29 protein-coding genes, 2 pseudogenes and 1 riboswitch are annotated in these 24,478 nt (G+C 49.2%); of the genes and pseudogenes, 25 read left to right on the top strand and 6 right to left on the bottom strand.

Annotated elements, in window-relative coordinates; translation table 11 throughout:
* Positions 1 to 15: 15 nt before the first annotated feature.
* The 20 genes from VK70_RS16760 to VK70_RS16675 all read left to right on the top strand — a co-directional run bounded on the left by VK70_RS16760 (position 16) and on the right by VK70_RS16675 (position 13,968).
* On the top strand, positions 16 to 837 hold the full coding sequence (locus tag VK70_RS16760; protein WP_025694362.1) for a glycosyltransferase family 2 protein: 822 nt from the start codon (positions 16 to 18) through the stop codon (positions 835 to 837).
* Between the two features lie 7 nt (positions 838 to 844).
* Complete coding sequence (locus tag VK70_RS16755) at positions 845 to 1,894, top strand: glycosyltransferase family 2 protein (protein WP_025694363.1); 1,050 nt, start codon at positions 845 to 847, stop codon at positions 1,892 to 1,894.
* Positions 1,891 to 2,628 carry a glycosyltransferase family 2 protein gene (locus tag VK70_RS16750; protein ID WP_025694364.1) on the top strand — a complete coding sequence of 246 codons (738 nt, stop codon included), beginning with the start codon at positions 1,891 to 1,893 and terminating at the stop codon, positions 2,626 to 2,628. The genes VK70_RS16755 and VK70_RS16750 overlap by 4 nt, the downstream gene beginning before the upstream one ends.
* Before the next feature lie 27 nt (positions 2,629 to 2,655).
* Positions 2,656 to 3,387, top strand: coding sequence for a sugar phosphate nucleotidyltransferase (locus VK70_RS16745; RefSeq protein ID WP_025694365.1), 732 nt, complete (start codon positions 2,656 to 2,658; stop codon positions 3,385 to 3,387).
* Positions 3,388 to 3,568: 181 nt separating this feature from the next.
* On the top strand, positions 3,569 to 3,796 hold the full coding sequence (locus VK70_RS16740; protein ID WP_025694366.1) for a DUF1858 domain-containing protein: 228 nt from the start codon (positions 3,569 to 3,571) through the stop codon (positions 3,794 to 3,796).
* Between the two features lie 14 nt (positions 3,797 to 3,810).
* Positions 3,811 to 5,070: a DUF438 domain-containing protein gene (locus tag VK70_RS16735; RefSeq protein WP_025694367.1), complete on the top strand. Its 1,260-nt coding sequence runs from the start codon at positions 3,811 to 3,813 to the stop codon at positions 5,068 to 5,070.
* A 188-nt stretch (positions 5,071 to 5,258) separates the two neighbouring features.
* Positions 5,259 to 5,381: a hypothetical protein gene (locus VK70_RS29250; protein ID WP_267885603.1), complete on the top strand. Its 123-nt coding sequence runs from the start codon at positions 5,259 to 5,261 to the stop codon at positions 5,379 to 5,381.
* A gap of 58 nt (positions 5,382 to 5,439) precedes the next feature.
* On the top strand, positions 5,440 to 5,871 hold the full coding sequence (locus VK70_RS28980; RefSeq protein WP_025694368.1) for an MFS transporter: 432 nt from the start codon (positions 5,440 to 5,442) through the stop codon (positions 5,869 to 5,871).
* A gap of 66 nt (positions 5,872 to 5,937) precedes the next feature.
* Positions 5,938 to 6,723 carry an MFS transporter gene (locus VK70_RS28975; protein ID WP_233277697.1) on the top strand — a complete coding sequence of 262 codons (786 nt, stop codon included), beginning with the start codon at positions 5,938 to 5,940 and terminating at the stop codon, positions 6,721 to 6,723.
* Positions 6,724 to 7,401: 678 nt separating this feature from the next.
* Positions 7,402 to 7,851 carry a hypothetical protein gene (locus VK70_RS27965; protein ID WP_144415256.1) on the top strand — a complete coding sequence of 150 codons (450 nt, stop codon included), beginning with the start codon at positions 7,402 to 7,404 and terminating at the stop codon, positions 7,849 to 7,851.
* A gap of 75 nt (positions 7,852 to 7,926) precedes the next feature.
* Positions 7,927 to 8,901: an ABC transporter permease subunit gene (locus tag VK70_RS16720; protein WP_025696837.1), complete on the top strand. Its 975-nt coding sequence runs from the start codon at positions 7,927 to 7,929 to the stop codon at positions 8,899 to 8,901.
* A complete protein-coding gene (locus VK70_RS16715) occupies positions 8,898 to 10,187 on the top strand; it encodes a hypothetical protein (RefSeq protein WP_025696839.1) in 1,290 nt (429 codons plus the stop codon). Before VK70_RS16720 ends, VK70_RS16715 begins: the two co-directional genes overlap by 4 nt.
* A gap of 5 nt (positions 10,188 to 10,192) precedes the next feature.
* The gene (locus VK70_RS16710) at positions 10,193 to 10,864 is read left to right on the top strand and encodes an ABC transporter ATP-binding protein (RefSeq protein WP_144415254.1); all 672 of its coding nucleotides are present in this window, start codon (positions 10,193 to 10,195) and stop codon (positions 10,862 to 10,864) included.
* Between the two features lie 137 nt (positions 10,865 to 11,001).
* Positions 11,002 to 11,298 (top strand): hypothetical protein, encoded by a 297-nt coding sequence (locus VK70_RS16705; protein ID WP_025696842.1) that lies wholly within the window; start codon positions 11,002 to 11,004, stop codon positions 11,296 to 11,298.
* Positions 11,295 to 11,750, top strand: coding sequence for a GNAT family N-acetyltransferase (locus VK70_RS16700; protein ID WP_046723534.1), 456 nt, complete (start codon positions 11,295 to 11,297; stop codon positions 11,748 to 11,750). Before VK70_RS16705 ends, VK70_RS16700 begins: the two co-directional genes overlap by 4 nt.
* 163 nt (positions 11,751 to 11,913) lie before the next feature.
* A complete protein-coding gene (locus VK70_RS16695; RefSeq protein ID WP_025696843.1) occupies positions 11,914 to 12,201 on the top strand; it encodes a hypothetical protein in 288 nt (95 codons plus the stop codon).
* Between the two features lie 13 nt (positions 12,202 to 12,214).
* Positions 12,215 to 12,562: an alpha-helical endospore appendage domain-containing protein gene (locus VK70_RS16690; RefSeq protein WP_025696845.1), complete on the top strand. Its 348-nt coding sequence runs from the start codon at positions 12,215 to 12,217 to the stop codon at positions 12,560 to 12,562.
* Positions 12,559 to 12,861, top strand: coding sequence for a hypothetical protein (locus VK70_RS16685; RefSeq protein ID WP_025696847.1), 303 nt, complete (start codon positions 12,559 to 12,561; stop codon positions 12,859 to 12,861). The genes VK70_RS16690 and VK70_RS16685 overlap by 4 nt, the downstream gene beginning before the upstream one ends.
* A 5-nt stretch (positions 12,862 to 12,866) precedes the next feature.
* Entirely contained in the window at positions 12,867 to 13,289 is a 423-nt protein-coding gene (locus VK70_RS27960) for a FliH/SctL family protein (RefSeq protein WP_025696849.1), read from the top strand.
* A 160-nt stretch (positions 13,290 to 13,449) separates the two neighbouring features.
* Positions 13,450 to 13,968, top strand: coding sequence for a GNAT family N-acetyltransferase (locus VK70_RS16675; RefSeq protein ID WP_025696850.1), 519 nt, complete (start codon positions 13,450 to 13,452; stop codon positions 13,966 to 13,968).
* 1,095 nt (positions 13,969 to 15,063) lie between these two features.
* On the opposite strand, the gene VK70_RS16670 is transcribed toward VK70_RS16675, so the two are convergent.
* Entirely contained in the window at positions 15,064 to 15,942 is an 879-nt protein-coding gene (locus VK70_RS16670; protein ID WP_025696852.1) for an NAD(P)-dependent oxidoreductase, read from the bottom strand.
* A gap of 192 nt (positions 15,943 to 16,134) precedes the next feature.
* Positions 16,135 to 16,233, top strand: a riboswitch (purine riboswitch).
* A gap of 52 nt (positions 16,234 to 16,285) precedes the next feature.
* Between VK70_RS16670 and VK70_RS16665 the strand changes: the two genes are divergently transcribed.
* A complete protein-coding gene (locus VK70_RS16665) occupies positions 16,286 to 17,626 on the top strand; it encodes a 5'-deoxyadenosine deaminase (RefSeq protein ID WP_025696854.1) in 1,341 nt (446 codons plus the stop codon).
* An 11-nt stretch (positions 17,627 to 17,637) separates the two neighbouring features.
* On the opposite strand, the pseudogene VK70_RS28970 reads toward VK70_RS16665, so the two are convergent.
* Positions 17,638 to 18,219, bottom strand: a pseudogene (locus VK70_RS28970) (YczE/YyaS/YitT family protein); the annotation flags it as partial.
* Positions 18,220 to 18,267: 48 nt separating this feature from the next.
* Positions 18,268 to 18,528: pseudogene (locus VK70_RS16655) on the bottom strand (GNAT family N-acetyltransferase); the annotation flags it as partial.
* Positions 18,529 to 18,891: 363 nt separating this feature from the next.
* On the opposite strand from VK70_RS16655, the gene VK70_RS16650 reads away from it, so the two are divergent.
* Positions 18,892 to 19,416 (top strand): spermidine/spermine N(1)-acetyltransferase, encoded by a 525-nt coding sequence (locus tag VK70_RS16650; RefSeq protein ID WP_025696860.1) that lies wholly within the window; start codon positions 18,892 to 18,894, stop codon positions 19,414 to 19,416.
* 92 nt (positions 19,417 to 19,508) lie between these two features.
* Here the strand turns inward: VK70_RS16650 and VK70_RS16645 are convergent, their stop codons facing one another.
* Positions 19,509 to 20,345 carry a helix-turn-helix transcriptional regulator gene (locus VK70_RS16645; protein WP_025696861.1) on the bottom strand — a complete coding sequence of 279 codons (837 nt, stop codon included), beginning with the start codon at positions 20,343 to 20,345 and terminating at the stop codon, positions 19,509 to 19,511.
* 118 nt (positions 20,346 to 20,463) lie between these two features.
* Between VK70_RS16645 and fabF the strand changes: the two genes are divergently transcribed.
* Complete coding sequence (fabF, locus tag VK70_RS16640) at positions 20,464 to 21,702, top strand: beta-ketoacyl-ACP synthase II (protein ID WP_025696862.1); 1,239 nt, start codon at positions 20,464 to 20,466, stop codon at positions 21,700 to 21,702.
* Positions 21,703 to 21,741: 39 nt separating this feature from the next.
* Here the strand turns inward: fabF and VK70_RS16635 are convergent, their stop codons facing one another.
* Positions 21,742 to 22,281, bottom strand: coding sequence for a DUF1003 domain-containing protein (locus VK70_RS16635; protein WP_025696864.1), 540 nt, complete (start codon positions 22,279 to 22,281; stop codon positions 21,742 to 21,744).
* Between the two features lie 147 nt (positions 22,282 to 22,428).
* Here VK70_RS16635 and VK70_RS16630 point away from each other — a divergent pair, with 147 nt between their 5' ends.
* Positions 22,429 to 23,001 carry an RNA polymerase sigma factor gene (locus VK70_RS16630; protein ID WP_025696866.1) on the top strand — a complete coding sequence of 191 codons (573 nt, stop codon included), beginning with the start codon at positions 22,429 to 22,431 and terminating at the stop codon, positions 22,999 to 23,001.
* Positions 23,001 to 24,158, top strand: a complete 1,158-nt coding sequence (locus tag VK70_RS16625; RefSeq protein ID WP_025696868.1) for a hypothetical protein — start codon at positions 23,001 to 23,003, stop codon at positions 24,156 to 24,158. Before VK70_RS16630 ends, VK70_RS16625 begins: the two co-directional genes overlap by 1 nt.
* On the opposite strand, the gene VK70_RS28965 is transcribed toward VK70_RS16625, so the two are convergent.
* Positions 24,143 to 24,451: a hypothetical protein gene (locus VK70_RS28965; protein WP_025696869.1), complete on the bottom strand. Its 309-nt coding sequence runs from the start codon at positions 24,449 to 24,451 to the stop codon at positions 24,143 to 24,145. The two genes, VK70_RS16625 and VK70_RS28965, sit on opposite strands and share 16 nt — an antisense overlap.
* Between the last annotated feature and the right edge of the window lie 27 nt (positions 24,452 to 24,478).

Raw genomic sequence — 24,478 nt, 5'->3', positions numbered from 1 at the left:
GGAGGATGAATGAGCATGAAGCCAGCAAAGCGCTCCCTTAGGTCCCGGCGTTCCCCTTTACGCCGCGAGGCCCGGTCTCATAAAGCCGTATACGACGGCAATCATCCAGAGCCGCTAGTGTCCGTGATCATTCCGGCAATGAATGAAGCCGGTACGATTGCTGCGGCCGTCACGGAAGCAAAAAAGGTCGATTCGCGCTGCGAGGTCATCGTTGTGGCCAACGGCTCTTCGGATGGCACTGCGGAGATTGCCGCATCCTGCGGAGCGCGCGTAATTTCCTGCGCGGAGCCGCTGGGACATGATGTTGGCCGCAGTGTCGGGGCGGAGTCGGCGAAGGGTGAGATTCTTTTGTTTACGGACGGTGATCTCGTTATTCCAGCGGAGCAGCTCCGCCCTTTTGCGGCGGCTGTAAGAAGAGGTGCAGACGTCGCATTGAACGATTATTCCGGACCGGTCGGCCGTCACCGTCCCCATCCGGTTGTACTCTCCAAGCATGCGCTCAATATTCTGCTGCGCCGTCCGGACCTGAAAGGCTGCTCGATGACGGCGGTTCCGCACGCGCTGAGCCGCAGGGCGCTGGACACGCTCGGCAGCGGGCTGTTGTCATCGCCTCCGGTGGCGCAGGCCAAGGCTGTTATGGAAGGGCTTAGGGTAGTAGCGGCGCATAAAGTGCCTGTCGGCCGAATGAATGTCATCCGCCCCAAAGCGGATGGAACGGACCCTTTGCAGCAGATTATCGTCGTGGATCATCTTAGAGCGGTTTCCCTGGTGCTGGAGCACAGAGGCGGGAGAGCCGGATTCGGCGACGGAGCCCGGCGGCGGGAGATGGTGAGGTGACAGATTCATGAGAATTGGAATTCATGCGAAGCCTGCGGGCAGGTCTTCTACAGCCGCCTCTTCCCGCCGGAGAAGCGCCCTCTCGGGACCTGCGAAGCCGCGAAAGCTTCGGAAGGGAAACGGCATGAAGAGAGCCGGATCGCCCAAATCGCAGCGGACCTCCATAAGAACCGCTCTGGGTACGGGTGCGGGAACCGACCGAAGAGCCGCTGGAAGAGCTGCCGGAAACCGCGCCGGAGGACCTGCCAGCCATCGCTATGCAAGAACCGCCCGCAGGTTCTTATGGACTCCGCCGGCGCTGCATGGAAAGCTGTCGGTTATCATTACCGCCTGCAATGAGGAGAAGACGCTGAGGTCTGTCCTGAGAGAAGCGGAACGGCTCATGCCAGAGGAGATCATCGTTGTGCTCAACGGCTGCGTCGATCACAGCTTCCGGCAGGCGCGGCAGTGCGGCAGGGCAATTGTCGTCCATTGTCCTAGGGCGGCTGGACATGATGTGGGGCGGGCGATCGGCTCGAAGCTCAGCCAGGGAGATATTATGCTCTTTCTCGATGGCGATCTGCCCATTCCCGCTCCGGCGCTCTTCCCATTCGTTGCCGCTGTGGACCAGGGAGCGGATGTGGCGCTCAATGATCTGAATCCACTACTTCCCATATTTGGAAAATGCGATAACGTAACGCGCTGCAAAATGTTTCTGAACATGGCGCTTGGCAGGGAAGACTTGGGAGCCGGGTCAATGACCGCCGTGCCTCATGCCCTGTCCCGCAAAATGCTGGAGCTTATCGGACCCCAGGCGCTGTCGGTGCCGCCCAAGGCGCAGGCAACGGCCATTCTGGAGAAGCTGCGCGTAGAGAACGCGGGAACGGTCAACGTAATCAAACGGAACAGAAGACGAAAGGGGAATACGGGGACGGGAAACAACGTGGAACAAATGATTATTGGCGATCATGCCGAAGCGCTGGCGGAAGTACTCGCCCGCGGCGCGGCAGACCGGCTCTTGAAAGAGAACGGCCCGGAGAGCCGACGCCTGGTTGCGGCCTGGAGGAACGGAATATGACACGGACCAGCATTATTATTCCGACCTTCAACGGGCTGAGCCTTTTAAGGACCTGTGTAGATGCAATCCGCCGATATACGGCGGAACCTTACGAATTAATTGTCGTGGATAACGCCTCCAGCGACGGAACGACAACATACTGCCGCAGAGAAAAGATTACATTCATTTCTCTGCCCGCCAACGCCGGCTTTCCGGCCGCCTGTAATCGCGGCCTGCAATTAGCTTCCGGGGACGAACTGCTGCTGCTCAATAATGATGTCATTGTCTCGAAGAACTGGCTTGCCAATCTGAAGACCGCCCTGTACAGTTCTCCAAATATCGGTATTGTCGGTCCCGTGACGAATTATGCCAGCGGCCGGCAGATGGTCGATACCCGGTATGCGGACATTGCCGGGTTCCACGCGGCAGCGGCAACGGCGAATATCCCTGATCCCTCCAAATGGAGCGAGACGAAGCGGCTGGTTGGTTTATGCTTTTTATTCAAAAGGGAAGTGCTTAGCAGGGTTGGTCTGCTCGATGAAAGATTCTCTCCGGGGCATTACGAGGACGATGACTATTGTATGCGCGCCCGGCTTCACGGTTACCACCTGCTGATCGCCGGCGATTGTCTGGTGCATCACGAGGGAAGCGCAAGCTTCAAGGAGGTTTACCGTTCCGGATTAGATGAGCTGATCAACCGCAATCGCGGGTTATATATTGAAAAATGGGGTGTCGACCCTACGCAATTTATTTAGGTTACATGTGGAAAGGAGGAATGGGCTTTGAAAGGAGTCATACTGGCAGGCGGAACGGGAACAAGGCTTTATCCGCTCACCCGGATGATGAATAAGCATTTGCTTCCGGTCGGCAAATATCCGATGATCTGTTACGGCGTCGACAGGCTGCGAAAGGCAGGCATCACCGACATTCTTCTTGTAATCAGCAGACAGTCCGCCGGAATGTACACGGATTTCCTGGGAAGCGGCGCCGAGTTCGGCGTGTCCCTGACCTATAAAATTCAGGAAGCCGCCGGCGGAATCGCCGAGGCGCTGGAGCTTGCAAAAGATTTTATTCCTTCGGGGGAGCGGTTCGTCGTGCTGCTTGGAGACAATTTATTTACAGAGGATCTTACTCCTTATGTGGACAGCTACCTCCGGCAGCCGGAGGGTACCGCGAAGGTGCTGCTCAAGCCGGTGGAGGATGCGCGACGGTACGGCGTTCCCGTGTTCGATGGTACGGACTCGGCCTGGATTGCCCATATCGAAGAAAAACCGAAACAACCGAAGACCGGCTACTGCGTAACCGGCATTTATATGTACGACAAGGCCGTATTTGATATTATCCGGAGAATTACCCCTTCCCGGCGGGGTGAGCTTGAGATTACCGATGTCAACAACCTGTATGCCGCAGACCGCAAGCTGAGCTACGATGTGCTGAAAGAGTGGTGGAGCGACGCGGGAACGTTCGAGTCCCTGCGGGAGGCGGGAGAGAAATTGAAAGACGCGCTGCCGTAACGGCGGCGTTTTTTAATGGTTCTTGAGGCCTGTGAACAGGAGTTCAATAAGAGTTTTTTTACTTTGTGATTGTAATCACAATTCCGATATTTCACCCATGCTAGTCTTGTGTTGAGAAGGATTATCAATAAAATGGGTCTTATCCGTAAAAGGGCAGGCCACTGGCAAGGGGCTGAGCTGTATGCAAAAAACATTGAGCATAAATGAACCGATATTCGATCTGGTCAGCCGTGATCCCGAAGTAAAGGACATCATGATTGAGCTGGGTTTCCAAGATATCGCCAAGCCGGGCATGCTGCAGACGGCCGGACGTTTTATGACACTAGCGAAAGGCATCAAGCTTAAGAAAATAGATATAGACACCGTCAAGCAGACGTTTCGTCGTCACGGATTCATTATTCAGGAATAGAGGAGAGGATCAAAATGAGCGAATTAATCAATAACCGGGAAGTCCATGAGACAGAGCAGACCCATCGGCAGAATATGCTGAAAGAAATCATCAAGGAACTGCATGCCGGCAAAAGCGTCGAGGAAGTGAAAGCCCGCTTTGAAGAAGCGGTCGGAGATGTGACGGTGGCGGAAATATCCGCAATGGAGCATTCACTGATGACGGAGGAAGGGATTCCGGTAACCGAAGTGCAGCGTCTATGCTCTGTGCATACGGCTATCTTCAAAGGCTCCATCGAGGAGATTCACCGGTCATCCAAGCCCGAGGAGCAGCCAGGTCATCCGGTGCATACGTTCAAGCTGGAGAACCGCGAGATTGAGAAGCTGGTTAATTTCCGGGTGGAGCTGCATAAGGATAAATTCCGCAAAAGCGATGATGAAGGAATCATCTTCAAGCTGCTGGAGGATCTGGGCCTTCTGCTGGACATCGACAAACACTTCAGCCGCAAGGAGAACCTGCTATTCCCTTATCTGGAGAAGTACGGAATTTACGGTCCGACTCAGGTGATGTGGGGCGTGGACGACGGCATCCGCAGCATGATCAAGGAGGCCAAAGCCCTTCTGTCCGGCTATACCGGAAACCGGGAGGAAGTGGTGTCGGCGCTTGAGCTTATCATTAAAGAAGTGAATGAGATGGTTTTTAAGGAAGAGAATATTTTGCTGCCGATGGCGCTGGACAAGCTGACCGAGGACGAATGGGTAAAAATTGCCCGGGAGAGCGGCACGATCGGCTTCTGTCTGGCTGCGCCGGAGAAAGAATGGGTGCCGGAGCGCAATCCCGAGCCCGTGGACGCAGAGGCGAAGGAAGCGGAAAGCGCCGGAACCCCGCAGGGCTTCATCCGCTTTGAGACCGGCATACTGTCTGTGCAGCAGCTTGAACTGATCATGAATCATCTGCCGGTCGATCTGACGTTTATCGATGAGAACGATGTGGTCCGTTATTTCTCCCACGGCAAAGAACGTATCTTTGCCCGCACCAAGGCCGTGATCGGCCGCACCGTGCAGAACTGCCATCCGCCGCAAAGCGTGCATGTCGTAGAGAAGCTGCTGGAGGATTTCAAGTCCGGCAACAAGGACGCCGAGGATTTCTGGATTCAAATGAAGGACAAATTTATTTATATCCGCTACTTTGCCGTCCGCGACGAAGAAGGGCGCTATCTGGGAACATTGGAATTTACACAAAACATCGCTCCGATCCGCGCCCTGGAAGGGCAGAAGCGTATTTTGTCCGAGTAGAAAAGAGTTTGAACCGCCTGCGAAAGCGCCGGCGGTTTTTTTGCCTCCCAAAATTCAGCATATTTACCCGCCCTGCAACATCCTCTCCGGAACCCGCTTTACAGGCAAAGCGGATGTAAAAATTTAGGTATTCTATTCATGGCGTATAAGCTATAATTAAGGCAATTTATTAACGGAGGTGCTTCAGCATGTCAAGAAGCCGACAGTTCGATCAAACAACGATTATTCTGCTCAATGGAAAACCAAATGTACACCAATCTCAATCGAAGCGGCAGCGCGGGCTGGGCGGCTTGGCGGCAGCGGAGGATTAGTCCTCCGCCTAATAGTCATGGCATGAAAGGTCCGCCTGCCTGAAAGGCGGAACATATTTTGAATCGGTACCGGGCATCACAAGTGTATTTATGGATGAAGTTTATGACGGCTCTGGCGGGGAGTACCATTTTTACGACGTATAGTGTCTACTATGTGGCAAAGCTGGGATTTAATCCTCTTCAGCTTATGCTGATCGGAACGGTGCTGGAACTGACGGTACTGGTGTTTGAGGGAATCACCGGGGTGGTTGCCGATACGTACGGAAGGCGGCTGTCTGTCATTATCGGCATGTTTATTCTGGGGGGCGGCTTCACGCTGGAGGGAAGCGCGGTTTGGCTTACGGGCGGCGCGTCTCTGTTCTCCGCCTTTGCCGTGGTGCTGGGCGCACAGCTGCTGTTCGGTCTTGGCTGGACGTTCATCAGCGGGGCGGACACGGCATGGATTGTCGATGAGGCAGGCGAAGAAGAAGCCGGAAGCCTGTTCATGTGATCCCAGCGTCTCTCGCTGGTCGCATCCCTGCTGGGCATCGGCATCAGTGTGGGGCTGTCGATGCTTATGCCGAATCTACCGTATTTGGCTGGCGGGGCAATCTACTTCACGGCGGGGTTGTATTTGCTTCGCTGCATGAGGGAGACGAAGTTTAAGCCCCGGAGCCGCGAGCCGCAAGTCTCGCATTTTCGGGCGATGCGGAATACGTGGCTGGAAGGAGCAGCCGTGGTGCGCAGAAACCCCCTACTGATTACGATGGTCTGTGTGACACTGCTGGGAGGCGCCGCCTCCGAAGGCTATGACCGTCTGTGGCAGGTGCATTTGATTAACGGCATCGGCTTTCCCGATCTGCCGCTGTCAATGGCGGCTTGGTTCGGCCTTATCGGAGCGGCGGAAACCCTGCTGGGACTGCTTGCCGTGCATTTTGCCGAGCGAAGAATCGATATGGGCGGCGAGCGGAAGCTGTCTGCGGTTATGCTGCTGCTGACGGCTGTCCGCATCGCCTGTATCGCCTTACTTGCGCTGTCGCCGTCATTTGGCCTCGCGATGTCCGCCGTACTTGTCATCGGCATGGCTTCTTCAGTAGCCGAGCCGGTGTATGCCTCCTGGCTGAACCGGAATCTGGAGAGCCGGAGCCGGGTGACCGTTCTGTCGATGGTCAGCCAGTCCGACGCGCTTGGCCAGACGGCCGGCGGACCGGTGGTTGGCTGGATCGGCAGCCGGTTCTCGATCAGGGCGTCTTTGCTGGCGGCAAGTATACTGCTGCTGCCTCTTTTGGCCGTATTTGGCCGGGGACCCGCAGGCAGGGGAGCGGATATCATTTGCGAAGGCCCGTTTTGCAGGAAAATCTAGTGGATACAGGGTTTTACCAAACCATGAATAAAAATGGTTCTTCGCTTTACTGCGTGGTTAAAACTACGGATTCTAGACTAATAGAGCGATTTAACATGGTGCCTCTGCGCACATGAGTGCTCGTGAAAGCCGCGAAGCACAAGAACCTTGCGCTGCTAATCAGCTTATCATCCCACATCTCCATATAAAATCTCATTCCATTTTACCCATGTCTAGTAGCGAGGAAACATAAAAATGTACTTGGCCTGTGAATCTGCTTTTTGCGTACTAAAAGTGCAGGTCACAGGCCATTATTATTTTAGTAGGATAAACGCTCTAAGTCCTAAACCGGCTGGTTTATCCCAAAAGTACTCATTGTTATTTCTATTGAAATATTAAATTAAAAATTTAAGTTTCAAGAAATTCACTATCAAAGTAGAATTCCCGAAGTCTCTTGAAAATTTTTTTGACATTCTTTCTTAGTGAAGGGGTGTCTTTTTTACGTTTAAAATAGTTATTTTGTATAATCTAACCTTTGCTAAGCAAGGATTGTCCTACAATTTTTGGATAAGACATTTATATATGCATATATAGAAAAATATATGGAATAATAAAATATATGATATTTATAGTTGATATTTTCTCATATATAGTATAATATGGTAATGTAATAAAAATACATTTTTGGAGGATGAAATCTTGAAAAGGCAAAAAAAGATTATTTTCACTTGTGCATTAGGACTTTCTCTTTTGACAGTAGCCGTTCCTAGTTTTGCTGCTAAAACTGCCGAATTAGCTTCAGGGGGATGGAGCGAATCTGAAGGGTATTATAACAATTCGAGTAGCGATGGGGCGTCCGTTCAATTAGCATCCAGTAGCACACCTGACTCACATGTAGGGGAACGTTTATACAGGAATGTTGGAAGTTCCGCATCGCCCATTAATGAATACGCAGCTCATGGAAAAACCACATGGTATTATGTTTCACATTATACTACCGCACGAATGGAACTTTCCAATGGGACAGTCAAAACCACCAGTGGAAGAGTTTATAACAATAGCAACTGGATTTCAGAAGCTACTTCACCTTGGTTTCAACCTGATATTTTCGACAATCCTGAGGCAAGAACTTACTGGGGTCAAAGTTAATATAACTAAATAAGAACCAGAGCTTGTTGAATACGACAAGCTCTGGTTCTATTTTTGAAAAGTGGGGATACAGAAATGCTTATATTTAACAGGAATAATATTCCTATTTTTATTCTCTTTGTTTTTTTATTTTTAATGACCTATACCTTTCAATTCTATGTAAATAAACAACAAATGTATGAGCAACTATCGAATAATCTCTATACCAGCAACTCGTCGATGTTAATTGCAAAGGGGGATCTAACGTGGATTAATGAAGATTTAAGCAGATCCCAATATCGTTTGTTCCTAGAAGAAGATGACACTCACAGATACTTATTGAAGAACAATGGACACTGGTCTCCCCCTATGATTTCAGGAGATTTCTTAAATCTCTCCGAAAGAACCAAAACTGCAGTTATAGGACGAGAGATGGAGCAGTATACGCGTACAATAAGTGGAGTGAAGTACATATCGTATCAAACAAAAAGTTACGAAGTTATAGGAATAATGGGTGCGTCTTTTCCAAGCTCCGTGGATTATCTTATTCTATTGCATGATCCCGGTCTTCAATTAAATGATTTAAATACTAAAATAGTTATTGACAGTGATAACCCGAATGTTGTGAAAAAAATACTAAATAGAGCTACAAAATCGGATTCCTTTATTTCTACTATTGATAACTTTCAAAAAGGGTTTCTTAGAACAGGTGATGCTCCCTTTCTATATAAGTTTCTTTTACTTGAAATGTATTTCTTATTATTGATCGGTCTTATTTCAATATTAAGATATGGGTATGAAAAGGAACAAAAGGTCATAAAAACCCTGTATATGTTAGGTATATCAAAGAAAAATCTTTATTTTGAAATATTAATTAAAAATTCAGTCATCATCTTTCTTTCATCTCTGATCAGCCTTTTTATCTTTAGCGGAGCTGTTATTTTCGACTCTCTTGCTTTAAGTAAAGTATTGCTAGTTATGCCTATAACAATTCTAATGTCATGGATTATCATAGGTGTTTTTATAGGGAGAGATCATTTAGAGAAAAAACGGGGTGTAGTAAAAAGGTGATTATTCGAGAATTAAAGCATTACTTTTTCGCTTACAAAGCTACAATAATATTTTTGGTTTTGCATCTGACTGCATTTTTCATTCTTGTAGGCACTTTCCTGACGTTCATTGAACAATTAAATTATGAAAGCAAGCATCTTCAAAATATATATGATGGCAAGGCGGTATATCAACTGCTGGATGGTTACTACGATGGTGAAGACTATCAAAACTTCATAAGCCGACCCAATTATTTAAGTATCCTTAAGAATTATTATAAAGAACTGAACTCAGCGTCAAATTTTAATTATTTGGCCATGTTCGATCACCCTATACTTCTGAAGAGTGATCAACCGCTTGAACCGTTTGGACAAGGATATGAACGAGGCGCTGAAATCAATCGGTTTACATCTGGAACGGAAGTATTCACTGAAGTTAAATCACTTCAGATCAATGAGAAGGTTCCTGTTTTTTTTGAGTTGAAGGCCGAAGATGGTAGATTGTGGAATCAACAGGATTTTGAAAATCCCCAGGAAATCATGCCCGTGGTCATGGGAAATTCCTATAAATCTTTTTTTAAAATTGGTGAAAAGATAGAAATTGAGTACTATGGGGAAATTATAAAAGCAAAGATTATCGGATTTCTCAAAAAAAATAGTAAGATATACTACCAGGCCTCTTCAGAGTTTTATTTGGACGAACACCTTTTGTTACCCTATCAATCCCATGGTAATCCTGTTACCAAAGAAGATGAGCTTTTTCAACGTAAAAATTATTTTGCTATGGATAACGGTTACATCATAACGGATAATACTCCAAAAGCTAATCAACTAATGATGCAAAGAGTAGAAGCAATCTCAAAAAAAACATCTTTTGGAAGTTATTCATTCATAAATCTGAATCCTCATTTTGCTAAATACAGAGGGCTGCTAACCGTTATGTTAGAAAACAAAGGTCTAGCCTTTGCGATCTTTATCACTACTTTGGTTCTAAATATAATCATTATCAGCATCATATTTCTGTTGCAGCAAAAAAGAAGGTTTGCATCCTTTTATGTGCATTATATCAATGGAGCTTCTCAGAAATTCTTATTGACGTCGCAATGGCTTGAAATAAGCTCTTTATTGCTGGTTGCTTGCATATTTAGCGGAGTCATATTAAGAAATATACTGAAAATAGGTGAGATAAGCATTCTGATTTACATGTTGGGAATCTGTATTATGATGATTTTTATTATTCATTTTCTTATCAGGAACGGGCTCAAGAAAACGTACTTCTTGAAAACTAATGACGATGAAAGGAATTAATAAGTATGATACTTGAACTCTCAGGTGTAAAGAAACAATTTAGAAACGGAAATGATTATAGCAGCTTGCTAGATCATATTGATCTTCGAATTTATAAAGGCGAATCGGTAGCTATACAAGGGAAAAGCGGTTCCGGAAAGTCTACACTTCTTAACATTTTAGCCGGGTTAATACAGTCAGACGAAGGGATTATGTTGTTTAACGGTAAAGACGTGTCGGCAATGACAACCAATGAACTTGCAGGATATCGTAAATACAATATTGGATTTGTTACTCAATATTTTAATCTCTTGGGTGACCGAAATGTATACCATAACGTCGCTCTGCCTTTACAATATCTTAGACAATCAAAGAAAGAGATCAAGTTAAAGGTTGAAAAGGTTTTAGAGGAATTAGAGATAAGTCACCTGAAAAGTAGACCTGTTGGCAACTTATCCGGTGGTGAGCGGCAGCGGGTAGCAATAGCGAGGGCTATTGTGAAAAATCCTTCTATCCTTTTAGCTGATGAACCAACCGGCTCATTAGATGAGAAAACCGAAGAAACCATTTTAGAAATATTTAAAGATCTAAATCATAGAGGGACTACCATGGTCGTTGTTACCCATGATAAATCGGTTGCCAATTTATGCAAAAAAAAATATGAACTTAAAAATAAGAAGTTAAATGCGATTTCTTAGAAATATATTATTGATTATTCTAAATTAAGTGTCTATATCATTGCTTGACATCCGATTTGGATTTCTTTACTGGGGCTACGATAGAGGGTACGGTTTTCTACATCTCCACGAAGAGCCTGTCGAATTGACTGATCGGCATGGCTTCTTCAGTAGCCGAGCCGGTATACGCCTCCTGGCTGAACCGGAATTTGGAGAGCCGGAGCCGGGCGACCGTTCTGTCGATGGTCAGCCAGTCCGACGCGCTTGGCCAGACGGCCGGCGGACCGGTGGTTGGCTGGATCGGCAGCCGGTTCTCGATCAGGGCGTCTTTGCTGGCGGCAAGCCTACTGCTGCTGCCCCTTTTGGCCGTATTTGGCCGGGGACCCGCAGGCAGGGGAGCGGAAAAAGCCTATTTTGCAAAAAAACTGGAACAGGAGGACACAAGGCGCTTGTGAAGATAACCTATACACAAACCGATCAAGCCGGACTTCATTTGGTAGAGCCGCTATGGGAACGGCTGAGAGATCATCATGCATCGATTTCCAATCATTTTTTAGAGCAAATCATGGCTAATACCTTTAAAGCACGATCCAAAGATCTTTTGGACAAAGCGGAACAGGGACTTCTAAATATTATGCTGGCGAGCGATGAGCTTTCGGGAAAGCTGGCAGGATATTGCATAAGTTCAATTACCGGCGGGAACCGGGGAGAGCTGGATTCTATCTTTGTTCTGCAAGATTACAGGGGCAGTGGTATTGGACAAGAGCTGATGACATTATCGCTTGACTGGTTGAAGGCAAACAGCGCCAAGACTATTACGATTTCAGTAATGTTCGGAAATGATGAGGCATTGCCTTTTTATGGAAAATTCGGATTCTATCCAAGAACCTATGTACTAACCAAATGATTACAAATGAAAAAGGAAGGCGGGCGTCCCAGGCTGGGATGCTCGCTTTTTTGTCCATCGGGCTGCATCGGTCTGAATTCCGCCATTCCTTTGCTTCCTCGTAACCGACCGAGGCGCCGCCGCATATGTTGTAGCAGGGCGCCTAAGCAAAGGAGACATGATCATGCAGAATAAGATCACCAAAATTTTGGAGCACATGGCCCATTCGCATGAACAGATGGCTCGCATTCTTGACGCCGAGCGCCACGTGGCTGTCCGCATGGCGCAAATCGTCCATGATTTGCCAGATGCGGAACCGGAATTCGGCGGCAGTGCGGGAGTAATTGAAAGCGCGGGCCAGGTGAACAAGAATATTATCGCCTATCTTAACGCCTTCGCCGATCTTCAGGAGGCGCTTGCCGAGCAGGTGGGCAGAGTCATCAAGGAACTGAACGGCCAGGAAGAAGAATAGCGGGAGGCGGACGATGAGCAGAGAAGAAGCTTATCTGAAAATGCTGGAATCCACCGCTACCATCCAGTCGAATATCGCGATGATCCTGGAAGCTAAGGCGGTGGAAGCGGAGAAGGTAAAGGAGTGGACGCACCATCATATTCATCCCCGTGCGTTCGATACGCACGAAGATCAGTTAAAGGAATCACTCTCCATCCATGACGCGATTGTAGAACTGGTGGAGGGATTAACCAAACTGGAGAACGGTCTGTGCAGCAATTTGAAAGCCATGCTGAACACCGGGGAAGAGGAAAGCGGCGGCGAAGACGGCTTCGGAAGTCTGATGGGAGGCGGACTCAGCTTCGGGGAAGACGAGAAATGAGCGGGCTGCAGCTCTCGGAACGCGCCGTCAAGCTGGAAATGATCCGCTCCATCGCCCGCAGCCAGGCGGCGCTGGCGGCTATTCTGGAAACTATAGCAGATTTGACCGGCCATTCGGAGCTTGCAGCCCGCAAGCTGTGCGACAATGTGAGGGTGCTTAGCGAATACCAGAGCGCTATGTGCCGGATGATGTCCGGCATTTCGCTGCATCAACACAAAGAAGGAATTCCCTCCGCGCCATGGCTGGCATCGTCCTGCGTTTTGGGGCATCGCGGCGCGAACGCAGTACCGAAGGAGTGACAGAGATGAAGAAAACAAGCCGTAAGCCGTCGCGTACGGGAGCAACGGCCCGCAGACGCAAACTGCTGCTGTCGCGGAAAATCAAGGTTCGCAAAATCCGTAAAATCCGCAAGGGTACCGCGCTTAAGGGCCGTAAAAAACGGTCAGGCCGGACTCTTCGCCCACGGCTGCGGAAAAAAGGCGTCAAACTGCGCAGAAAGAGACGGCTCCGTCGGCCCGCTGTTCCGCCGGTTCCGGAGTCCGTGCCCGCCGCTCCTCCAGCGGAGACTGAACAGGTGGTTGTGCCGCTTCCCGCCGAACCGGGCGTTGCTCCGGAAACGCCGCCCGATGGCGCCTATCAGCAGGGCTACAATGAAGCCTACGATGTCGGATTCGATACCGGGTTCGCCAAAGGCTTTGAGGACGGGCACAAGCTGGAGTTCAAATGAAGGATTGCGGCGGTGAAAGAGCCCCCTTTCGCCGCCGCTCCACCGTACCTTTATGCGAAAATATTTGCAAGATTTCAGTTTTTTCCGCCATCTGTGGTAGACTGTCAAGTGGCAGAGTCACATAGACTCGGATACAGACAAAAGAGGCAGGTGCGGAAACATGGAGCGTGACATCAGACAAGGAAGAATAGAAGAGCTGGAGCAGATTATGGCGCTGATTGCCGAATGCGTGCGCGTGATGCAAGAGGGCGGAAGCGACCAATGGGATGAAAGCTATCCGAATGCGGAAATTATCACTGAGGACATAGAGCGGGGAACGCTGTATGTTTACGAGGAGGCCGGGGCTCCTGCGGGAATCTTGGTGCTGGATGAAAATCAGGCCGAGCAGTATAAGGAAATCAAATGGGTGCAGACGGAAGGGCCAAATTTGATCATGCACCGCCTTGCGGTTCATCCCCGGGTTCAGGGAAAAGGAATCGCGCGCCGGTTGATTGCGTGTGCCGAGAATTTTGCAGTTGAACGAGGATATAAGAGCATCCGAATGGATACATACGCCAAAAACACCAAGGCGCTCGAGCTGTACCGGCGTCTCGGTTACGAGGTAAGAGGCGAGGTCAGTTTCCCTGGACGGACGGCGAATTTCCCTGTGCTGGAGAAGATTTTGGCGGCTGCCGAGTAGACAAGTTTTCTAACATTTTTAGCAGAAAAAGAGTTTTATTTTTACGATGAAAGCACTTTCATAGGAAATAGCCGTAAACTCGACATATTAAATGAAAGCGTAAGCATTTTACGGATAATCGCTGCTGCCGCCCAAATATCGGAAAATAAGCCGCTAAAGTCCGCAATATCAAGTTTTAAAATTTAAGATAAGTAGTCTATAATAAAGACATCACCAGAAGAGCTGAACGAAAAAAAGAGCCGGATGGATAACGCTCTAAAGCGGATGGTTTGAAATTCAGCGGCCCACCATTTTTCTTGCAGCGGCGGAAGGTGATAATCCCAAATTCCTTATTTTATATAAGGAAGGGAGCAAACTCCGATGGGCTAGGCAATCGGTGCATACCTTAAATGGGGACGGCCAAGACGGAACAATGAATCGTTTGAGCAGACCGGTCGGTGAAGCGGCAACGGACAAATGAGCTATCTGAGCAGATCAATTGGCAAAGCCCAAAACGGAATCGTGAGCCGTTTAAGTGGGAGCCATTGGCATAAGCAAAGATAGACAAATGAGCCGTTTATGCGGAAGCACTGGAGAAGCACGAACGGACATATGAACCGTTTAAGCAGACCAAAGGGTATGTTATCCGGAAAATCCAGGCGAACCATGGAAGAAGGAAGAAGCTGTTTCAAAACAAGACGAAATGTCTTGTGAGAAAGGAGCGGGATTCCATTGGAAAAGGTTGGCGAAGCGTACAATATACGATAATCGCACATAAGGAAAACGGACGTGACAACGTTTTTCGCGAGAGTCGTGTACGCGGGAACCGAAAAACACCCATATGCAGGACATGGAGTTTCGGTGAAGTACTCCGAAATCGGAGTATGAGGATTGTAAGGTAAAATTTGAAAAACAATTCTGAAAGCGATTGTCCAAAGCGGTCATGCCGATTGGAAATCGGGTAACATGGAATCATCGATTAATGTACCATGTCAAAAGTATGGATTGTTGTAGGAGGATATGAATAAAATTGCATAGCCAAGAGGAGACTTAAGACCCCGTTACCATAAAAAGGTATACGGGGTTTTAAGCGTTTGTCTACAGTTGGCGGGAGGATCAGTTCTCCCCCTTATGCTCCTTCAATTGCAGCCATACGGCGGCCATATCCAGCGCCCCCTTGCCGCTCTGGTCAGCGGCCGCGTAGGTTTCCTTGGCTGCTTCAGCGAGCGGAAGCCGGATGCCGTAGCTGTGCGCTTCATCCGCAACCAGCCCCAAATCTTTGGCAACGAGGCTGATCATGAAGGCGGATGGGTACTCTTCTTTTACAAACATCTCTTTTTTACCCTCGAACAGCTTCGTGGATACGGCCGATTCACTGATCATCCGCAGCACCAATTCACGGTCAAGTCCGGCCGTTTCCGCAAACAGCAGCGTCTCGCCCACGCCTTGGGCAACCACGCCGAGCAGCAGGTTGATCGCCAGTTTGGCGGAGCTGCCCGCTCCGACATCTCCGAAATGAATAGTCGCCTTTCCCAGCTTATCGAAGTATGGCCGACAAGCTTCAACCGCCTCGCTGTCTCCGCCTGCCAGGATGACCAGCTGCGCCTGCACCGCAGGCCCAACCGAGCCGGATACGGGCGCATCTACATAAATTCCTCCGGCTTCGCCGGTAATCCGGGCGAATTCCTTGGCTTCCTCCGGTCCGATCGTACTCATATTCACGACAAGAGCCTTTGGACGGAGCTTTGCAAGAACGCCTTCTTCTCCCGACAGCACCTCCCGGACCGTTTCGCCCTTGGTCAGCATCAGAAAGATCAAATCCGCTTCGGCGGCTGCTTCCGTCGCCGTCCGGCAAATGACGGCGCCTTCCACTCTGAGCGGCTCCGCCTTCTCCGCCGTCCGGTTATAAACATGCAGGCTGTGGCCCGCCTTCAGTAAATTGCGGGCCATGGGAAGCCCCATGTGCCCCGTTCCAATCCATGCAATGTTTTTCAATTGGATTACACTCCTTTTCAAGGATATCTATGCTATTTTAAACCTAACGAGGCAGAATGAATAGCCATTTAGTCACTATGACTTTGTCGATTATGTTAGGTTTTGTCTGGTTTTGCCGCAATATGCAAGGGTGATGTCAATTTAGTTCACTCGTGTTGACAATGAAGCGCCCCTGAATTATGATAAGGGTATTCATAAGAATTTTAAATTTTTCGTATATCCTTAATGATTGGATTAAGGGTCTCTACCGGAAACCGTAAATTTCTGGCTACGAAGATGTGCCTTGGCATGTTTTTGTAGCCTTTTTGCTTTTAATTTTAGCTATTTCAAGGAGGAAACAGTCATGGGCGGTATATTGATCAAGAACGCGGAACTCATCACGATGAACAAGCAGGAGGAAATTCTGCGCGGCAGCGATATCCGGATTAAGGACGACCTGATTACGGAAATCGGTAGCGGTCTTGCGCCGCTTGCGGGAGAGACGGTGATCGACGCCACGGGGCGAAGCATAATCCCCGGCTTCGTGCAGACGCATATTCATTTATGCCAGACGCTGTTTCGCGGCAAAGCGGACGACCTGGAGCTGATGGATTGGCTGCGCAAGCGCATTTGGCCGCTCGAAGCGGCGCATGACGGGGAATCGCTCTATTATTCCGCGATGCTCGGCATCGGGGAGCTGATCTCCAGCGGAACGACGACGATTGTCGATATGGAGACGGTGCATCACACGGATTACGCGTTCCAGGCAATTGCTAAGAGCGGTATCCGCGCCCTCTCCGGCAAGGTCATGATGGACCAGAAGGGCGGGGATGTGCCTGAGGCGCTCCAGGAGGATACGGCGGCTTCGCTTCAGGAGAGTGTGGATCTGCTGGAAAAATGGAACGGGCATGACGGCGGGCGCATCCGCTACGCTTTTTCCCCAAGGTTCGTGGTTTCGTGCACCGAGCCGCTGCTGACTGAAGTCCGTGATCTGTCGGCGCGTTACGGGGTTAAAGTACATACCCATGCCTCCGAGAATCAGGGGGAGATCGAAATTGTGCAGGCGATGACCGGCATGCGCAATATCGTGTACCTGGATCATATTGGCCTTGCGAACGAGCGGCTCATTCTGGCCCACTGTATTTGGCTGGATAAGGAAGAGCGGCGTATTTTGCGGGAACGGGGCGTGCATGTCAGCCATTGTCCGGGCTCCAACCTGAAGCTGGCGTCCGGCATCGCCGACACTCCGGGGCTAATTCACGAGCATGTATCGGTAAGCCTTGGCGCGGACGGCGCTCCCTGCAACAACAACCTCGATATGTTCAATGAAATGCGGCTGGCCGCGCTGATTCAGAAGCCGATTCACGGACCAACGGCGATGGACGCTAAATCCGTATTCCGGATGGCAACGATCGGTGGAGCCAAGGCGGTCGGGATGGAAAATGAAATCGGCAGCATCGAGGTCGGCAAGAAGGCGGATTTGGCGATTCTGAACCTGTTCAACTTCCATACGTTCCCTTCCTTTGACGCGGACCCGATCTCCCGGATCGTGTATTCCGCTACGCGCGCGGACGTGGAGAGCACGATCATTAACGGTAAAATCGTGATGGACCGCGGCATGCTGAAGACGGTCGATAAAGATACCGTGCTGCGTGAGGCGGACCGTTCCATTCAAAGGCTGCTGGCCCGCTCGCCGCTGGGGTAATGGGGTTATTTTAAACGCATAAAGCAGCTAAGAATCGGACCCCCTAAACAAACGGTGAATAGAGTCCCAACGCCGATGGGTCCGTGGAATATAACTGCCATTGTCAAAAAGAGAAGATATATGAATGTTCTCGAAAACAATATGCTCATCCCAGTTAATTCGCGAATGATCAGCATTAATCGGTCAACAGGCATTGGCGCAAAGTTAGCGTATAAATAGATTGCAGATCCCAGCCCTATAACGATTATGCCAATCCCGAAACAAACAAGTTTACTGAACCATAGTTCCGGAATTAACAAATGACGCCATAAAAAAAGCCATGTATCAATACCAAGACCAGTTATGAGGGCTGTTAGCAGACCCAATAATTCTGGTCTTTGTCTTTTTAGTAATGAGTTGCATCCGATCAGTATTAAAGCTATGATGATTTCCCAGCTTCCCACAGTAAGACCCACTTTTAGAGATAGCCCGACCAAAAGCGCGTCAAAAGGTGATGCTCCAAGGCCTGATTGTATAGTAAAAGAAGCACCAAGGGTTAATATGAAGATTCCCAATCCATAATAAATATATTTCGTTGCCCCCAACCTTATCATAACTGCTTAGTAGATAATTCTTTTATCATTAAAATATGCGGAATTCCATCTTCCAAGACCAAATTTACGGTAAGGCTCTAAGATACAGATTCTCTCAAATTTGCCTGAGCCATCAACCCATCTTACTCGTCCAGTTCCGACAGGTTGTTCATTGTAATAGACCAAAATATGTTCAGAAAGCTCATTAAGGGTGTCGAATTCATCAAACTCATCGTCTAAGGGTACACCTTGCTCTTTAACAAATACTTCTTTTCTTATTTGAAAAGCTTGGTTTAAATCGTGATCCCGTGTTATTCTTTTTGATTTCATTTTCTCAGTCCTTTTCTAGAATTATTTATCTATATAAAGTGAACTTGGGATTTTCCCATTTGGGTATCGTTCGTAACTTCGAGGAATGTTTGGACTTCCGGCCGCTGCCCATCTCCAGATTTCTAAATTTATTACACTCTTCGTGGATGAAATCCGGAGACAAAGGCGATCGCTGTCGCTCCTCCAGTTCCAAACTTCCCCTTCGTTACTCCTTACCCTGATGTCATTTTTTAAATTCATTTTATATAGACTAGTCAAAATTAATAGTCATATGATAATATAAGTTAAATGATTTTTGTTGTAAATGCAACAAAATTAATAGCGGAAATGATAACGATTAACCATTAGGAGAGGTCTGCTAATATGACAATCATAATAAAGAAGTGCGCGATAGAAGATTTACGCATGCTTCAAGAAATAAGTTATGAAACATTTAATGATACTTTTGGAGATTTGAATGCACCCGAAAATATGAAATCCTATTTGGAAAGAGCACTTAATTTAGAGAAATTAGAGCAAGAATTATCTAATGTTAGTTCATCTTTCTTTTTTATTTATAGTAATGAAGAGCTCGCTGGTTATTTAAAGGTTAATGTCGATGAGGCCCAGTCAGACAATATTGCTGGCGAAGCGCTTGAGATTGAGAGGATTTATATAAGCAGAAAATTCCAAGGGCAAGGTCTGGGGAAGCATCTGATCAATAAAGGCATAGAAATTGCGAAAGAGCAGAATAAAACGCAGGTTTGGTTAGGCGTGTGGGAAAAAAATGAGGGTGCAATCAAATTTTATAAAGGAATGGGCTTTGTCGAGAGTGGAGCCCACTCCTTTTACATGGGGGATGAGAAGCAAACGGATTTCATTATGGTTAAAACACTGATTTTCAGCTAAAAGAATTTTTTACCTAATGGACGAAGATTCACAAAATCTGTTGCCTGTACAAATGAGATTCAAAGTTAAGGCTCTACTTTTGCGGGGTTATTTTATAGCTTCTCCATCATCTTCATCAGCTTCATCTCTGTCCCATCGGCCGCCGGAGTATAGATAATGCACCGCAAATCGGCGCTGCCGTGGACGTGCATTGAAGTGAGCTCAAACAGCATTTTGCCGGCTTTGGAATGCCTGAACTCGATCAACACATCGGGAGCGTTGTTCACTGTGCTGCGCTGCCAGAGACGGTCGAAGTCCGGGTAGTTTCTGTCCATATCGCGGATGAATTCGGTATACCATGCGTCATCAACGTATTGTCCGTAATAGGTTCTGAAAATGGCGAGAAAGCCTCCGACAAAATCCTCCCAGTTCACGGCTAGCCGTTGCAGCTCTTGGCGGGCAAACAGCAGCCTGATTAAATTTCGCTCCGGGGCGGGAACTTGTTCGAAATCAAGGAATACATGTCTTGCGGCTTCATTCCAGCCGACAATCTGGCAGCGGCGGTCGGTTACAATCGTTGGCGAATATTTCAGCTCCCTTATAATTTTAAGCAGTGATGGGCGGATTTCAGATTGAGTCTCAGGAGGAAATTCAGGTCCGGTATGGGTATCCAACGCGAGCGAATACAAATATTTACGTTCGTCGGGAGTAAGCCGGAGAGCCTTGGAGATATTGTCGAGAACGGAGACAGACACTTTGATGTCGCGGCCCTGCTCCAGCCAGGTGTACCAGGTTGTACTTACGCCGGCAAGTTGAGCCACTTCTTCCCGTCTAAGTCCCGGCGTTCTTCTGCGGGTGCCCCCGGGCAGTCCTGCCGATAGGGGAGAAATTTTGGAGCGCTGCGATTTCAGAAAGGCGGATAGCGCCTCCAGCCTAGCCTCGGCATTCATGAATCATTCCTCCATTACTTATTATCATAGCACTTATTATACTAGTTTAAACAACAACTTGTAATAGGATAATTTCCATGACATGATAACGGGGATGTGAAATGAAGGAGGATTCAAAATGGAAAGAGTTGTTATAAGCGGCATGGGTATCGTTTCTCCCCTTGGCAACGATGTGGAACAATTTTGGAATAAATTACGAAATGGGCAGTCGGGCATATCTGCAATTGATGCATTTGACACCTCCGCCTATAAAACACGGTTCGGGGGCGTTGTCCGGGATTTTGACGCCGACGCTTTGTTTGGCCGCAAGGAGGCGCGGCGTATGGACCGCTTCACTCAATTTGCGGTCGCGGCCGCCGATCAAGCCGTGGCTGATTCGGAACTGAAGCTGGACGATCTGGACAGGGAACGGATCGGGGTATATGTAGGCTCGGGAATCGGAGGCATGGGGTTATTGCTTGAGCAGCATCGAGTGCTGCTCGAACGTGGAGCGGACCGGGTGAGCCCGACCTTGGTGCCGATGATGATTTCCAATATGGCCGCAGCTGTGATCAGTATCCGATATGGCGCGATGGGTCCGTCATTTTCTCCGGTTACAGCTTGCTCCACCGGCAATACAGCAATCGGTGAAGCCCTTCGGACCATCCGGTCCGGTGAGGCGGACGTTATCTTGGCCGGGGGAACGGAAGCGGCGATTAATGAAATTTCGCTTGCCAGCTTTGGCAACGCCCATGCTTTATCGGTCCGAAACGAAGACATCACACGGGCCAGCCGTCCGTTTGATGCGGAAAGGGACGGATTCGTGATCGGCGAAGGGGCGGGCATCCTCGTCTTGGAGTCGCTTACCCACGCGCAGCGGCGGAATGCGCGAATCTACGCGGAGGTTATCGGTTACGGAAACAGCTCAGACGCCTATCATATGGTGGCGACCCATCCGGAAGGAAGAGGAGCTTATCAGGCGATGAAGCTGGCCCTGCAAGCCGCCAAGCTATCACCTGCGGACATTGATGTCATCAGCGCGCATGCGACCAGCACGGGAGTGGGGGACCTCTCCGAAACGAACGCGATTAAAGCAATGTTCGGAGAAGCGGCTTACCGCATTCCGGTTACGGCCAACAAATCGATGACGGGACATATGCTCGGCGCTGCCGGAGGAGCCGAAGCGATCGCTCTAATCAAAAGTCTAAATGAAAACGTAATCCCGCCTACCATAAATCTGGAGCAGCCCGATCCGGCCTGTGATTTGGATTACGTCCCCAACACGGCCCGAAGCCAGGAGCTTAACATTGGAATGAGCAATTCATTCGGCTTTGGCGGGCATAATGCCGTGCTGATTATTCGGAAGTATCCGGAATGAGGGCTGTGGCCCCTATAGTACAATGAATGAAGCATTTCCTTATTTGGACTCTTTACTGTTCGCCTGGGCTATAAGCAGGGCCTTCAGCTCCTGAAGCTCCGTTTCAATCCGGTGCAGATGGCCCTGCATATCGTCGATCTCCTGCTCCGCCTTGTAGTTGATCGCAAAGTCAATGATGGCCTCATGTTTGTCCCGGGCAGCCTGTCGGTTCTGGCTCATCATGATGAACGGAGCCTGGAACGCGGACAGAAAGGACAGGCATAGATTCAGCAGAATAAACGGCGGCGAATCAAAATGCCGGGTGAAGCTAAGCACGTTCCAAACGATCCACAGCGCCAAGAAGCAGGTGAAATAGATGATGAACTTCCAGCTTCCGCCGAAGGCGGCGATGCGGTCAGCCAATTTTCCGCCGCGACTCGTCTGCTTGCTGTATTCCTCTTCCAGATGAGCGACGATGCGTTTTTCATAAAGCTCCACATATTTGTCAATGCGCCCTTTATGTTTGTCGTTCAGTTCAATACCGAAACCATTAATGGTCACGTCCTCGGGCGGGACCGTTTTTGCGTTCTCTTGCGCCATTGATCGTCCTCCTTGGGTGAACAAGAATGCCATCATCTTACTCTATCCTTTTCCATTTGTATAGGGTATGAATAGGGTTGTCCTTTTATTGCAGGTAACGGGAACCGCAGCGGCTGTTACTTCGTCTAATCCAGTGAGGTGAGTACATTGAATTTCGACGAGCTGAAAGATGCAGACAGCATGGACGAAGATACGCTGCGAGCTGTGATGGACCGTTTCGGCGGCGATGTCTGGAATTACATCTATTATCTGACGTCAAGCCGTGAGCAGGCGGATGAGCTGTCTCAGGAAGTATTTGTAAAATGTTATTACCGCATCGGCACGTACAAAGGCGGTTCCTCATTTCAGACCTGGCTGTTCTCCATTGCGCGCAACGCTGTATTCTCCTACCGAAAATCCCGTTTTTTCAGAAAAAGTCTGTGGGGAGATATCGCCGCGCTGCCGGATCGAACGGAAAAGATCGGGGTGAACGCAGGTGGAGGAATGGTTGTTGCGGCTTCGGCGGAAATGCAGTATTTCTGCAGCGTGCATGTCAATGAAATTTGGGATGTGATCATGAAACTGCCCGCAGGATTCCGTGAAGTGCTAGTGCTCGATTTGAAGTACGGCATGTCGGTAAAAGATATCACGGAACTCACCGGTTGGTCGCAGGGAACCGTTAAATCGAGGCTTCACCGCGCCCGCCGCAAGGTTCAAACCAAGCTGAAGGAGATGGAATAATGGACAACAAGCCGAAATGGTATGAACAGGCGGGACGAGGCCCTTTTGAGCAGAACGGATTTACGGCGGAGCATGCGGAGAATGTGATCCGTACGATCCGCGAGGGCCAGCCCCGAGCGGCACGGGAACGCACCCGCCACCGGTACGTTACAGTTGCTGCTGTGGCCTGCATTACGCTGACTATCGCCGGATTGGGCTGGACCGCAATGGATGGCCCTCTCTCCGGCTACCGGGGAACAGGCAACACCTTCTCCGCTGCCCCGGGGACGGCTGTTGAAGCAGCTATGAAGAAAACGGCAGACCAGGCCATACACAGCATGCTGGAAAACCCCTTTCCTCTGGAAAGCACCGATTACTTGCCGGACAAGAAGCAGATGCGCTATTCGTACCGCAGCGGATACAATACCGCTTATATATGGATCAGCACGGAAACGGGAGCCATGGTCCGGGCGAAGGTGAATAGTACGCTTAAACCCGGAGAGGTTTGGGAGAAATTGCGCCGGAGAGCGGAAACGGAGCTGGCGAGTTTGGGGTATAAAGGAAGCTTTGTTTACAGGGCCTCACGTTATGTCAATTATGATGCCGCCAGAGACAAGTCGGTGGTCATACAAACCATATTAAACGCAAAAGATGCGCGGGTCGAATTTATTAACGAGAACATTGTGATGATGAGCTGCGAAACGGATATCGGAACCGTAGATCCTGCAACCGTGGAAGCCGGAATCAAGGCGCTAAAGATCATGAACAAGAACAGGGGAAATCTTTCTCTGACGGGAGCCTACCGCGTGATTAGAGGAACATCGGATTTGCTGACAGTACGTTTCGCAGGCGAGGCTTCCGTTACGATGGACTCTGCGACCCGGATTGTTTACGGGGTGAGCGACCGTACCCTATTCGACGGGAAGTCCGACTCCCTATCGGCGAAGGCCAAGCGGGACGGACAGCTGCTGACGGTCAGCGAGCAGAAGCTGCGGTCGGCGGCGGAAGCTGTGACTTCAGCTTACAGCATACATCTTCTGCTTACGGATTATCAATTAAAGAAAAGTCTGGAAACCCCTGGTACCGCTATATTTACCAAGCCAGGAGGTTCAGATATGTTCATTTCTTACAGCACCTCGGGAGCGATATGGGGATTTTTGTTTTACCCTACTGTATAATCTTGCCCATAGCCGTAATGTCCCGGCTGTGCAGGATGGAACTGTCCGTGCCGTGAACGGCTGATCGGATCATCGCCTGCCCTAGTCTCCTTACCGTTATGACATGACCGGGGAAAAGAACATGCGGCGCCGGGTACAGCCAGGTTAAAGTATAGTAGTAGCGATGGGTATTCCGCAAGCCTTTTGGTCGGATGAATATAGCCCGGGCGGTACATGTAGGACGGCTTGAAGGGCAGGCGCAGCAGCCGTTTCTCGGTCTTGCCCTTCACCCGGGCCACATGCTTCGGCCCCATTAGGGCCTTCGATTGACCGCAAGCACC

Source organism: Paenibacillus durus ATCC 35681, from assembly GCF_000993825.1.
Lineage (GTDB): Bacteria > Bacillota > Bacilli > Paenibacillales > Paenibacillaceae > Paenibacillus_AQ > Paenibacillus_AQ durus_B.
The sequence above is the reverse complement of the archived record's forward strand: the minus strand, read 5'-3'. Positions and strand labels throughout refer to the sequence as shown.